Annotated in this window: 9 protein-coding genes; 4 read left to right on the top strand and 5 right to left on the bottom strand. The window is 69.8% G+C overall.

Going from position 1 to position 11,960, the window contains the following annotated elements; genetic code table 11:
- Nucleotides 1-16: 16 nt before the first annotated feature.
- From AB0C82_RS10375 to AB0C82_RS10360, 4 genes are all read left to right on the top strand, one after another.
- Nucleotides 17-1,708 (top strand): thiamine pyrophosphate-binding protein, encoded by a 1,692-nt coding sequence (locus AB0C82_RS10375; protein WP_362838615.1) that lies wholly within the window; start codon nucleotides 17-19, stop codon nucleotides 1,706-1,708.
- A 22-nt stretch (nucleotides 1,709-1,730) separates the two neighbouring features.
- Nucleotides 1,731-2,969, top strand: a complete 1,239-nt coding sequence (gene frc, locus AB0C82_RS10370; RefSeq protein ID WP_362838612.1) for a formyl-CoA transferase — start codon at nucleotides 1,731-1,733, stop codon at nucleotides 2,967-2,969.
- A gap of 2 nt (nucleotides 2,970-2,971) precedes the next feature.
- Nucleotides 2,972-5,116 carry an acetate--CoA ligase family protein gene (locus AB0C82_RS10365; protein WP_362838610.1) on the top strand — a complete coding sequence of 715 codons (2,145 nt, stop codon included), beginning with the start codon at nucleotides 2,972-2,974 and terminating at the stop codon, nucleotides 5,114-5,116.
- Nucleotides 5,117-5,321: 205 nt separating this feature from the next.
- The gene (locus AB0C82_RS10360; protein WP_362838607.1) at nucleotides 5,322-6,725 is read left to right on the top strand and encodes an OFA family MFS transporter; all 1,404 of its coding nucleotides are present in this window, start codon (nucleotides 5,322-5,324) and stop codon (nucleotides 6,723-6,725) included.
- A 70-nt stretch (nucleotides 6,726-6,795) separates the two neighbouring features.
- On the opposite strand, the gene AB0C82_RS10355 is transcribed toward AB0C82_RS10360, so the two are convergent.
- From AB0C82_RS10355 to AB0C82_RS10335, 5 genes are read right to left on the bottom strand one after another with little or no spacing between them, the layout of a single operon-like run.
- Entirely contained in the window at nucleotides 6,796-7,815 is a 1,020-nt protein-coding gene (locus AB0C82_RS10355) for a sugar phosphate isomerase/epimerase (protein ID WP_362838605.1), read from the bottom strand.
- Between the two features lie 34 nt (nucleotides 7,816-7,849).
- On the bottom strand, nucleotides 7,850-9,277 hold the full coding sequence (locus AB0C82_RS10350) for a nucleotide pyrophosphatase/phosphodiesterase family protein (RefSeq protein ID WP_362838602.1): 1,428 nt from the start codon (nucleotides 9,275-9,277) through the stop codon (nucleotides 7,850-7,852).
- The gene (gene eboE / locus AB0C82_RS10345) at nucleotides 9,274-10,449 is read right to left on the bottom strand and encodes a metabolite traffic protein EboE (protein ID WP_362838599.1); all 1,176 of its coding nucleotides are present in this window, start codon (nucleotides 10,447-10,449) and stop codon (nucleotides 9,274-9,276) included. Before eboE ends, AB0C82_RS10350 begins: the two co-directional genes overlap by 4 nt.
- 4 nt (nucleotides 10,450-10,453) lie before the next feature.
- Nucleotides 10,454-11,302 (bottom strand): TatD family hydrolase, encoded by an 849-nt coding sequence (locus tag AB0C82_RS10340; RefSeq protein WP_362838597.1) that lies wholly within the window; start codon nucleotides 11,300-11,302, stop codon nucleotides 10,454-10,456.
- Nucleotides 11,302-11,958, bottom strand: a complete 657-nt coding sequence (locus AB0C82_RS10335) for an EboA domain-containing protein (RefSeq protein WP_362838594.1) — start codon at nucleotides 11,956-11,958, stop codon at nucleotides 11,302-11,304. The genes AB0C82_RS10340 and AB0C82_RS10335 overlap by 1 nt, the downstream gene beginning before the upstream one ends.
- Nucleotides 11,959-11,960 lie beyond the last annotated feature (2 nt).

The raw sequence follows: 11,960 nt of genomic DNA, 5'->3' as shown, positions 1-11,960 counted from the left end.
GGGACAGGACATCGCCATGCCCGATGACAGCCACGACAGCCAGGAACTCGTCTCCGGTGGGCACTTGGTCGCCAAGGCACTCAAGGCCGAGGGGGTGGAACGCATCTACACCCTCTGCGGCGGCCACATCATCGACATCTACGACGGCTGTGTCGACGAGGGCATCGAGGTCGTCGACGTACGCCACGAGCAGGTCGCCGCCCATGCCGCCGACGGCTACGCACGCATCACCGGCAGGCCGGGATGCGCCGTGGTCACCGCGGGACCGGGCACCACCGATGCGGTGACCGGGGTCGCCAACGCCTTCCGCGCCGAGTCACCGATGCTGCTGATAGGCGGTCAGGGAGCGCACACCCAGCACAAGATGGGCTCCCTCCAGGACCTGCCGCACGTCGACATGATGACGCCCATCACCAAGTTCGCGGCCACCGTGCCGGACACCGCCCGTGCGGCGGACATGGTGTCGATGGCGTTCCGGGAGTGCTACCACGGAGCCCCTGGGCCCTCCTTCCTGGAGATCCCGCGCGACGTGCTCGACGCCAAGGTGCCGGTCAGCAAGGCGCGCGTGCCGGAGGCCGGGCAGTACCGGGCCTCCACCCGCGGCGCGGGAGACCCAGCGGACATCGAGAAGCTGGCCGACCTCCTCGTCCATGCCGAGAAGCCGGCGATCCTGCTGGGCAGCCAGGTGTGGACGACGCGGGCCACGGACGCCGCCGTCGAACTCGTACGGACGCTGAATCTGCCCGCGTACATGAACGGGGCGGGGCGCGGAACGCTGCCGCCCGGCGACCCGCACCACTTCCAGCTCTCGCGGCGTTACGCCTTCTCCAACGCCGATCTGATCGTGATCGTGGGTACGCCGTTCGACTTCCGCATGGGGTACGGCAAGCGCCTCTCACCGGCGGCGACGGTCGTGCAGATCGACCTCGACTACCGCACGGTCGGCAAGAACCGGGACGTGGACCTCGGCATCGTCGGAGATGCCTCGCTGGTCCTGAAGGCGGCCGCGGAGGCGGCGAGCGGACGCATCAACGGCGGGTCCGTGAAGCGCAAGGCGTGGCTCGACGAGCTGCGGGCCGCCGAGCAGACGGCGATCGAGAAGCGGCTGCCGCACCTGAAGTCGGACGCCTCGCCGATCCACCCCTACCGGCTGGTCAGCGAGATCAACGACTTCCTCACCGAGGACTCGATCTACATCGGGGACGGGGGTGACATCGTCACCTTCTCCGGGCAGGTCGTGCAGCCGCGCACACCCGGTCACTGGATGGACCCCGGGCCGCTCGGCACGCTCGGTGTCGGAGTGCCGTTCGTCCTGGCCGCCAAGCAGGCCAGGCCCGACAAGGAGGTCGTGGCGCTCTTCGGGGACGGCGCCTTCTCCCTGACCGGCTGGGACTTCGAGACCCTGGTCCGCTACAACCTGCCCTTCGTCGGGATCGTCGGCAACAACTCGTCGATGAACCAGATCCGTTACGGCCAGAAGGCCAAGTACGGCGACGCGCGCGAGCGGGTCGGCAACACCCTCGGCGACGTGCACTACGACAAGTTCGCCCAGATGCTGGGCGGTTACGGCGAGGAGGTACGTGACCCCGCCGACATCGCCCCCGCGCTGCGACGGGCCCGCGAGTCGGGCCTGCCGTCGCTGATCAACGTCTGGGTCGACCCCGACGTGTACGCCCCCGGAACGATGAACCAGACCATGTACAAGTAGGCGCAGCGAAGGAGCCGTTGGCATGACCAAAGCTCTTGAGGGCGTGCGCGTCCTCGACATGACACACGTACAGTCCGGCCCCTCCGCCACACAGTTGCTCGCCTGGCTGGGCGCGGACGTGGTGAAGCTGGAGGCACCCGGCGGTGACATCACCCGCAAGCAGCTGCGCGACCTCCCCGACGTCGACTCCCTCTACTTCACGATGCTCAACTGCAACAAGCGGAGCATCACGCTGAACACGAAGAGCGAGCGGGGGAAGGAGATCCTCACCGAGCTCATCAGGCGCAGCGATGTGATGGTGGAGAACTTCGGGCCGGGTGCCGTCGACCGGATGGGATTCACCTGGGAACGCATCCAGGAGATCAACCCACGGATCGTCTACGCATCCATCAAGGGCTTCGGCGAGGGCCCGTACACCAACTTCAAGGCGTACGAGGTCGTCGCGCAGGCCATGGGCGGCTCGATGTCCACCACGGGGTTCGAGGACGGGCCGCCGCTCGCCACCGGTGCGCAGATCGGCGACTCCGGCACCGGCGTCCACGCGGTGGCCGGCATCCTCGCCGCACTGTTCCAGCGCGAGAACACCGGGCGCGGTCAAAGGGTGAACGTGGCGATGCAGCACGCCGTGCTCAACCTGTGCCGGGTCAAGCTCCGCGACCAGCAGCGACTCGCCCACGGGCCGCTCCCCGAGTATCCGAACACGGAGAACACGGAGGGCGCCGACGAGGTGCCGCGCAGCGGCAACGCGAGCGGGGGCGGGCAGCCGGGGTGGGCGGTGAAGTGCGCACCGGGTGGCCCCAACGACTACGTGTACGTCATCGTGCAGCCGGTCGGCTGGCAGCCGTTGTCCGCCCTCATCGGGCGGCCGGAGCTGGCTGAGGATCCCGAGTGGGCGACGCCGGAGTCCCGGCTGCCGAAGCTCGGCAAGATGTTCCAGCTGATCGAGGAGTGGTCGGCCACGCTCCCGAAGTGGGAGGTGCTGGAGCAGCTCAACGCCCACAACATTCCGTGCGGTCCGATCCTCTCCACCAAGGAGATCGTCGAGGACGAGTCCCTCGTCGCCAACGAGATGGTCGTGCGGGTCGACCATCCGCAGCGCGGCACGTTCACCACGGTCGGGAGCCCGTTGAAGCTGTCCGACTCCCCCGTCGACGTGGTGACCTCGCCGCTGCTGGGTGAGCACAACGCCGAGGTGTATGTGGGCGAACTCGGCCTGAACGACGAGGAACTGCGGCTGCTGAAGACGAACGGAGTCATCTGAGCATGGCCGGATCGGTGGAACCACAGGAACTGGAGCGCGTACGGGCACTGCTCGCACGCGTCCGGGCCGAGGGGCGCGACGCGCTCACCGCCCCGGAGGGAAAGATCGTCGCCGACGTGTACGGCATCGTCGTCCCGGGCGAGGAACTGGCCCGTGACGTCGACGAGGCCGTGGCACACGCGGACCGGCTCGGCGGGCCCGTCGTGCTGAAGATCGTGTCTCCCGACATCCTGCACAAGACGGATGCCGGCGGGGTCGTGGTCGGGGTGTCGGGGCCGGCGGAGGTGAGGGCCGCGTTCTGCCGGATCGTCGAGAACGCCAAGGCGTACGCGCCGGAGGCGAGGATCGACGGGGTGCAGGTGCAGCAGCTCGTGCCGCCCGGGCAGGAGGTGATCATCGGGGCGGTCACCGATCCGACGTTCGGCAAGGTGGTGGCCTTCGGGCTCGGCGGCGTGCTGGTGGAGGTGTTGAAGGACATCACGTTCCGGCTGGCGCCCGTAACGGCCGACGAGGCCCTGTCCATGCTCGACTCGATCGGCGCGGCGGAGATCCTGCGCGGTGTGCGCGGGGCGCCCGCGGTGGACCGCTGGGCCCTGGCGGAACAGATCAGGAGGGTGTCCCGGCTCGTCACGGACTTCCCGGAGATCGCCGAGGTCGACCTCAACCCGGTGATCGCCGGGCCGGAGGGCGCCGTCGCCGCCGACATCCGCGTCATCCTGGCCACCGAGGAGGTGAAGGTCCGGCGCACGTACGGCCGCGAGGAGATCCTCGTGTCGATGCGCCGGCTGATGGAGCCGCGCTCGGTGGCCGTCATCGGAGCCTCCAACGAGCAGGGCAAGATAGGCAATTCGGTGATGCGCAACCTCGTCGACGGAGGCTTCCCGGGCGAGATCCATCCGGTGAACCCCCGGGCCGATGACATTCTGGGCCGCAAGGCGTACAAGAGTGTCACCGACGTTCCCGGTGAGGTGGATGTGGCGGTCTTCGCGATCCCCGCCAAGTTCGTGGCAGCTGCGCTGGAGGAGGTGGGGCGCAAGGGGATCCCCAACGCCGTGCTCATCCCGTCGGGCTTCGCGGAGACCGGCGAGCAGGCGCTGCAGGACGAGATCGTGGCGATCGGTGAGCGCTACGGCGTACGCATCCTGGGGCCGAACATCTACGGCTACTACTCCACCTGGCAGGACCTCTGCGCCACGTTCTGCACCCCGTACGACGTCAGGGGCGGGGTGGCGCTGACCTCCCAGTCCGGCGGAATCGGGATGGCCATCCTCGGGTTCGCCCGGTCCACGAAGACGGGTGTGTCGGCGATCGTCGGGCTCGGCAACAAGTCCGACATCGACGAGGACGACCTGCTGACCTGGTTCGGCGAGGACCCCAACACCCGGTGCATCGCGATGCACCTGGAGGACCTCAAGGACGGACGCGCCTTCGTGGAGGCGGCGCGGGCCACCGTACCGAAGAAGCCGATCGTGGTCCTGAAGGCCGGGCGCACCGGCGCGGGAGCGAAGGCGGCGGGTTCGCACACCGGGGCGCTGGCGGGCGACGACGCGGTGTACGACGACATCCTGCGGCAGGCGGGCGTGATCCGGGCGCCGGGCCTGAAGGACATGCTGGAGTACGCCCGCGCGCTGCCGGTCCTGCCGACTCCGAAGGGCGACAACGTCGTCATCATCACCGGGGCGGGCGGTTCGGGAGTGCTCCTCTCGGACGCGATCGTGGACAACGGCCTCTCCCTGATGGAGATCCCGCCGGACCTGGACGCCGCCTTCAAGGCGTTCATCCCGCCGTTCGGCGCGGCGGGCAACCCGATCGACATCACGGGCGGCGAGCCGCCGTCCACCTACGAGGCGACGATCCGGCTCGGCCTGGAGGATCCGCGCATCCACGCGCTGGTACTGGGCTACTGGCACACGATCGTCACTCCCCCGATGGTCTTCGCGGAGCTGACGGCCCGGGTCGTGGCCGAGTACCGGGAGCGGGGCATCGAGAAGCCGGTGGTGGCGTCGCTGGCGGGTGACACGGAGGTCGAGGAGGCCTGCGCGTACCTGTACGAGCGCGGGGTCGTCGCCTACCCGTACACGACGGAGCAGCCGGTCGCCGTCCTCGGCGCGAAGTACCGCTGGGCGCGGGCCGCGGGGCTGCTGTGACGGCCGGGGGTCAGGGGGTTGCCCCCGGGGTGACCACAGCCCGCCGGGCACGGGCCACGGGGCTGCCGGGCGGTGATCGATGACCTGACGCGACGGCTCGAACCACGGGGTCTGCGACGCACCGCGCGGCCGCAGACCCCGGCGCGAAGTGAGAACGGGCAGGGGGCGCCGGCCAGACTTCTTCCACGCAAGGGGTTCGATCGACATGGCGACTACAGACATCACGACATCCGCCACCTACAGGGAGGTGACGGACGCCAACGGGCGCATGTACCGCATCGGCGAGACCGATATGGACATCATGGGCCGCAAGCGCAAGTGGATGGTCATCCTGCCGTGGATCGGCATGATGGGCATCAGCTCGGCCGAGTACGCATTCGCGTCGGCCGAGGACACCCTGCACATCGCACACAGCTGGAGCAGCGGGCACATCTTCTGGATGCTCGGGGTGTGGGTCTTCTTCCAGGCGGCGGTGGCCTTCCCCGCCGGCAAGCTCAGGGAGAGCGGCAGACTGCCCGCCCGCTGGGCGATGATGTTCGGCGCACTCGGCACCCTGCTCGGATATCTCTCGCTCGCGTTCGCGCCGCATGTGGTCGTCGCGTACGTCGGGTTCGGCATGTTCAGCGGTATGGGCGCAGGCATGGTCTACGCGACCTGCGTGAACATGGTCGGCAAGTGGTACCCGGAGCGCAAGGGTGGCAAGACCGGCTTCGTCAACGGCGGGTTCGCCTATGGTTCCGTGCCCTTCGTCTTCCTCTTCACCAGCTACATGGACCTGACGAACTTCCGCTGGGTGCTGGTCGCCGTCGGTCTGTTCCTGGCCGCGACGGTGGCCGTGGCCGGTCACTTCTTCCAGGACCCGCCGAAGAACTGGTGGCCCGCGGAGATCGACCCGCTGAGGCCGCCGGACGACCCGCGGGCCCGTCGCGCCCTGGCGATGAACCCGCCCGCGGTCAAGCAGTACACCCCCGGTGAGGCCTGGCGCACCGGGCGGGTGGCGCTCATGTGGTTCTGTCTGCTGTGCACGTCGGGCGTGAACATCTTCGGCATCGCCTTCCAGGTGGACATCGGCAAGGAGGCCGGATTCGCCGGTGGGATCGTCGCGACCGCCATGTCGCTGAAGGCGATCGTCAACGGCACCGGGCGCGGTGTCATCGGCTGGCTCTCCGACCGGTACGGGCGGAAGAGGTGCCTGATCTTCGTCTGCGTCGTGCTGGGACTCTCGCAGTACGGGATCCTGTGGGCGGCCGACATGGAGAACCTGCCGCTGTTCCTGCTGTTCTCGTCGATCTCCGGATTCGGCGGCGGCGCGATCTTCCCGATGTTCGCGGCCATGACGGCCGACTACTTCGGCGAGAACAACAACGCGTCCAACTACGGCCTGGTGTACAGCTCCAAGCTGGTGTCCGGCCTGCTCGGAGCAGGCATGGGCAAGGTCGTGGTGGACAACTGGGGCCACAGCGGGGCCTTCACGCTGGCGGGGTCGATCTCGCTGTTCGCCGCGTTCATCGCGCTGTTCCTCACCGCGCCCGGCCGTCCGAGAAAGGGGCGAGGTCCGGGGAAGAGGGTCACACCCAATCCGATGCCCATCAGCCGGGAGACGGACTGACGCCGGCACGACCGGCGCCGGCCCCGGGGAGCGTCCGCTCCCCGGGGCCGGTCCTGTGCGGCCCGCGCGGCTACTCGCCGCACCTCTCCCGCAGCGAGTGCAGGTGCTCGCTGGACTTGCGGGCGAACGCGAAGGACTCGGCCGGGTTGTCGTGCTCGGTCTGCCAGTGGTGGTAGGCGCGGCCGTTCGGTGTGCGCGCGGTGACGCGGCTGAGGAACGTCTTGTAGTCGATGTCACCGTCGCCGACGTCCGACATCCGGTATCCGTCGCGCGCCGTGTCGTCCCGGATGCCGTCCTTCACGTGGAAGAGCGGGTAGCGGCCGGGCTGCCTGAGCACGTAGTCGACCGGGTTGAAGGGTGCCGGGGTGCCGTCCGCCTTCTTGCCGAAGCGGAACTGGGCGGCGTACGCCCAGTAGATGTCCATCTCCAGATACACCAGGTCGGGGTCGGTCTCCGCGAGCAGGACGTCGTAGAGCCGTACACCCGGCTGGTCGGTGGCGAAGGAGAACTCCTCGGCATGGTTGTGCTGGTAGAACTTCATCCCGCGCTTGCGTGCCGCGGCTCCGTAGGTGTTGAACTCCTCGGCCGCCCGCTTCCAGCCGTCGACGGTCGAGCCGTAGCGGAAGGGGCCGGAGGCCGTACCGATGTGCCTGAGGCCCAGGGCCTCCGCGTCGTCCAGGACCTTGGTGAGGTTCTGGGCGAAGGTGTAGGCACCGGGGTTGTTGTTGTCGTAGTAACCGACGTGGCTGCCGATGGGGTTCAGCCCGTGGTCCCGGGCCAGTTGCTTCAACTGGGCCAGAGTGATGGCACCGGCCGATCCCTGTGAGTATCCGGCGAACTCGATCTCGTCGTATCCGTACTTCTCCAACTCGGCGAACACGGGGGCGAATCCGAGTGTGGAGACCTTGTCACGGAGGCTGTAGAGCTGGATGCCGAGACGGCCGGGGGGAAGGACGGCACGGCTCCTGCCGCGGGCCTCGGCGGTCGCGGTGCCAAGGAGGGTCGCCGCGGTGGCTCCTGCGACGACGCCCAGGACGTTGCGGCGGCTGAGCCTGTGTGCGAGTTCGGCGTCCTTCGGGGTGCGGCTCATGATCAGGTAACTCCCTTGGTGAGTGAGCGGGGGCTCAGTACAGTCCGGCGAGCCGGAGGAGCAGGGACTTCACTTCCGTGGCCTGGACGCGGCCGGTGAACGCGTGGGGGGTGGAGCAGAGGATGAGCGGACCTTCGTCGTCGCTCGTGGGCAGGCGGCCGTGGCTGCCGCGGATGGGTGAGGGGTCGAGCGGGACGACCGCCATGCGGTAGCGCATTCCGAGCTTCTTGCGGGCGACGGCGCTCGCGGCCCTGACCCGGACGTAGGGGTCCTGGGGGTCCATGAACAGTTCGACGGGGTCGTAGCCGGGCTTGCGGTGGATCTCGACCAGTTGCGCGAAGTCGGGGGCTCGGTCGTCGTCGAGCCAGTAGTAGTACGTGAACCAGGAGTCCGGCTCCGCGACGGCGACGAGTTCCCCCGAGCGCGGGTGGTCGAGGTGGTGGGCCTTCTTGCCCTCGTCGTCGAGGAGTTGCTCGATGCCGGGAAGCCCGGCGAGTGCCTCCCGGGTGGCATCGATGTCCTCCGGGCGGCGCACGTAGATGTGTGCGATCTGGTGGTCGGCGACGGCGAACGCGCGTGAGGCCATCGGGTCGAGGTATTCCATGCCGTCCTGGGTGTGGACCTCCAGCAGGCCGGCGCGGCGCAGGGCGCGGTTGATGTCGACGGGACGGTCGACGCGGGTGATCCCGTACTCGGAGAGCGCGACGACCGTGCGTCCCTGGAGCCGGGCGTCCTCGAGCAGGGGGGCGACGGCCCGGTCGAGTTCGGTGGCCGCACGGTGGGAGCGCGGATCGTCGGGGCCGTAGCGCTGGAGGTCGTAGTCGAGGTGCGGCAAATAGCAGAGGGCCAGGTCGGGGGCGCGGGTGGCGAGGATGTGCCGGGTCGCGTCGATGATCCACTGCGAGGAGACCAGGTCGGCGCCTGGACCCCAGAAGTGGAAGAGGGGAAAGGTGCCGAGTTTCTCGGTGAGCTCGTCGTGCAGCGCGGGCGGCCGGGTGTAGCAGTCGGGTTCCTTGCGGCCGTCGGCGTAGTACACGGGGCGCGGGGTGACCGTGAAGTCGGTGTCGGCGCCCATCGCGTACCACCAGCAGATGTTGGCGACGGTGTAGCCGGGGTGGGCGCGGCGGGCGGCGTCCCACAGCTTGTCGCCCGCGACGAGCCCGTTGTGCTGGCGCCACAGGAGGACGTCGCCCAGTTCACGGAAGTACCAGCCGTTGGCGACGATCCCGTGTTCGGCGGGGGTCGTGCCGGTGAGGAAGGTGGACTGGGCGGCGCAGGTCACTGCGGGGAGCACCGTACTGAGCGGTGCCCGGGCACCTCGGGCGCCCAGTGCCCGGAGGTTGGGCATGTGGTCGAGGAGCTGGGGGGTGAGTCCGACGACGTCGAGGACCAGGAGGGGGGTGGGGGCTGTTCCGGGTGCGGTGTCCGCTTCGGGGGCGGTGCCTGCTGCGGGTGAGGTCACGGGAGCTCCTTGAGACCGAGGTCGACCAGGAGGTCCCGGGCGAGGGTGAGCTCGGCGGCGATACCGTCGGCGAGCTGGGTGCGGGTACGGGGGCGTAGCTCGGCCGGAAGCGCCTGCCAGGTGTACGTCTCGACCTCCAGGTGTCGGGTCAGGGGCAGCGGCCCTCCGACGAGCCGGGTCAGGGTGGACCGCAGCACCGGCAGGGTGGAGGTCAGCGGGGGCGCCGGGGGTGCGTGCAGGGGTACGTGGAAGTGGGAGCGCCACGGGGAGCTGTCCGGCAGCGCCCGGCCGTTCACCGCCTCGCCGAGGTCGTCCGTGCCACGAAGTCCCGCGGAGTCGCGCGTCCGGGTCTGGTGCAGGAAGCGCGGTTCGGCGAAGGCGGCGAGAGCCGTGCGCACCTCGGGCAGGTGGGGGTGCTCGGCGTGCAGGGCCGCGGAGAGCTGGGCCTTGGCGACGAAGACCCCGGCCCCGGCGAGGGCGTCGAGTGCCGCGTCCGGGTCTTCGAAGGAGGTGGCGAGGTGGCACGTGTCGACGCAGATGCCGATGCGGTCGTGGCCGATCGCGGTGAGCGGGGCGATGGCGTCGGCGGTGGTCTCCACGGTGCAGCCCGGTTCGGGTTCGAGGCCGATCCGGATGGACTTCCCGGTCAGTTCGGCGAGGGCGTCGAGGCGCTGCGCGAGGGTGGTGAGTGCGGCGCGCGCGGTGCGTGCCGCGTCGGGGTCGCCGTCGTAGGGGGTGCGCCAGGCGATGGGCAGGGTGGAGATGCTGCCTTCGGTGACGTCGTCGGGGAGCAGCGCGGCGAGGAGCCTCGCGAGGTCCGTGGTGTGGGCGAGGCGCTCGGGGTCGGTCCAGTCCGGCCGGTAGACGCGGTACTTGACCTCTTCGGCGCCGAACCCCTCGTACGGGAATCCGTTGAGCGTGACGACTTCGAGGCCGCGGCGCTCCAGCTCGGCCCGCAGGGACCGCAGTGCGGCGGGGTCGTTGATCAGGGACCGGGCGGCGTCCCTGGCGAGCCACAGACCGATGCCCAGCCGGTCGCGGCCCAGACGTCTGCGTACCGGTTCGCAGTGGTCGCGCAGCTGCGCCCGCACGCCGTCGAGGGTTTCCGCCGGGTGCACGTTGGTGCAGTACGAGAGGTGGACGGTCGAGCCGTCGGGGTGGCGGAAGCGCATCGCTTCACTCCCCGCCGCGCAGGATGGAGTTCCCCTCGTGCAGGGGGTCGGGGGCGGCGATGTCGAGCTGGAGGCGGCCGCTCTGGCCGTAGAAGGCGACGGGGTTGCGCCAGAGGACCTGGTCGACGTCGTCCTCCGTGAAACCGGCCTTGAGCATCGCGTCCGCGACCTTGCGGGTCTTCAGCGGGTCGCTCTGTCCCCAGTCGGCGGCCGAGTTGACGAGGATCTTCTCGGTGCCGTAGGTCCGCAGGATCGTGACCATGCGGTCCTCGTCCATCTTGGTGTCCGGGTAGATGGAGAAGCCGGCCCAGCAGCCGCTGTCGACGGCGTCCCGCACGGTCGTCTCGTTGAGGTGATCGAGCAGCACCCGCTCCGGGGGGAGGTGGGACTCGCGGACGACGTCGATGGTGCGGTGCAGACCGGCGAGCTTGTCGCGGTGCGGGGTGTGGACCAGGGCGGGCAGTCCGTGGCCGGCGGCGAGCTGGAGCTGTGTGGCCAGGGCGATGTCCTCGGCCGGGGTCATGGAGTCGTAACCGATCTCGCCGACGGCGACGACGGAGTCCTTGACGAGGTAGCGGGGCAGGGCGTCGAGGACGGGGACGCAGCGGGGGTCGTTCGCCTCCTTGGGGTTGAGGGCGAGCGTGCAGTGGTGCGCGATGCCGTACTGGGAGGCGCGGAAGGGCTCCCAGCCGAGCAGGGCGTCGAAGTAGTCGAAGAAGCTGGCCGGCGAGGTGCGCGGCTGACCGAGCCAGAAGGACGGTTCGACGAGGGCGCGGACACCCGCGTCGTACATCGCCCTGTAGTCGTCCGTGGTGCGGGACGTCATGTGGATGTGGGGGTCGAAGATGCGCATCAGGACTCCTCCGGGGGAACCGTGGGGGCGGGAGCGGTGAAGCTGAGTACGTGCGCGAGTCCGGCGGGGACGTCCCGCCCCGCCGCGGTGCGTTCGGCGGCGAAGTCCGTGAGCATCCGGGCGAGTTCGGCGTCGCCCCTCGACCGCCGGGCCAGTGCGTCGACGCAGTCCACGGGGACTCCGGTGAACAGGCACTTGAGCACGGCGTGGCGCCACTGGTGCGCGTCGAGATGTGTGGCCGCGTACGGGCCGACGGCGGCGGCGACGAGCCGGGTGTCGTTGGTGCGCAGGGCGTCCTCGACGAGCGGCAGGGCGGCGGGGCCGATGTCGAGCCGGTGCAGGGTACGGAGCACGGCGCGGCGTTCCGCAGCGGTGCCCTGCTCGTAGAGCCTGGTGAGGGCGGCCCCTTCGGCGCGGGCTTCGACGAGCAGCAGGGCGCGTACCGAGTCGGCGTGGTCGAGTCCGCAGTACCGGCCGGCGGCGGCGTACCGCAGCTCCCAGGGCGGCGCGGCGAAGGATGAGCCGGCTTCCGGCTGCTCGGCGGCGTGCACGGCCGCGTGTCCGGCTTCGGCGAAGGCTTCGTCGAGCCAGGCGCGCGCGGCTCCGCCGAGCTGTGCGTCGAGTTCCTCGCGGGTCAGCAGCGGGGTCATCGGCATGG

Source organism: Streptomyces sp. NPDC048560 (assembly GCF_040650955.1).
Taxonomy (GTDB): Bacteria; Actinomycetota; Actinomycetes; order Streptomycetales; family Streptomycetaceae; genus Streptomyces.
The sequence above is the reverse complement of the archived record's forward strand: the minus strand, read 5'-3'. Positions and strand labels throughout refer to the sequence as shown.

Coding starts and splice junctions, on each gene's coding strand:
- AB0C82_RS10365 (WP_362838610.1), top strand. CDS start 2,972: ATGGCCGGATCGGTGGAACCACAGGAACTGGAGCGCGTACGGGCACTG.
- AB0C82_RS10355 (WP_362838605.1), bottom strand. CDS start 7,815: ATGAGCCGCACCCCGAAGGACGCCGAACTCGCACACAGGCTCAGCCGC.
- AB0C82_RS10340 (WP_362838597.1), bottom strand. CDS start 11,302: ATGCGCATCTTCGACCCCCACATCCACATGACGTCCCGCACCACGGAC.
- frc (WP_362838612.1), top strand. CDS start 1,731: ATGACCAAAGCTCTTGAGGGCGTGCGCGTCCTCGACATGACACACGTA.
- AB0C82_RS10360 (WP_362838607.1), top strand. CDS start 5,322: ATGGCGACTACAGACATCACGACATCCGCCACCTACAGGGAGGTGACG.
- AB0C82_RS10335 (WP_362838594.1), bottom strand. CDS start 11,958: ATGCCGATGACCCCGCTGCTGACCCGCGAGGAACTCGACGCACAGCTC.
- AB0C82_RS10375 (WP_362838615.1), top strand. CDS start 17: ATGCCCGATGACAGCCACGACAGCCAGGAACTCGTCTCCGGTGGGCAC.
- eboE (WP_362838599.1), bottom strand. CDS start 10,449: ATGCGCTTCCGCCACCCCGACGGCTCGACCGTCCACCTCTCGTACTGC.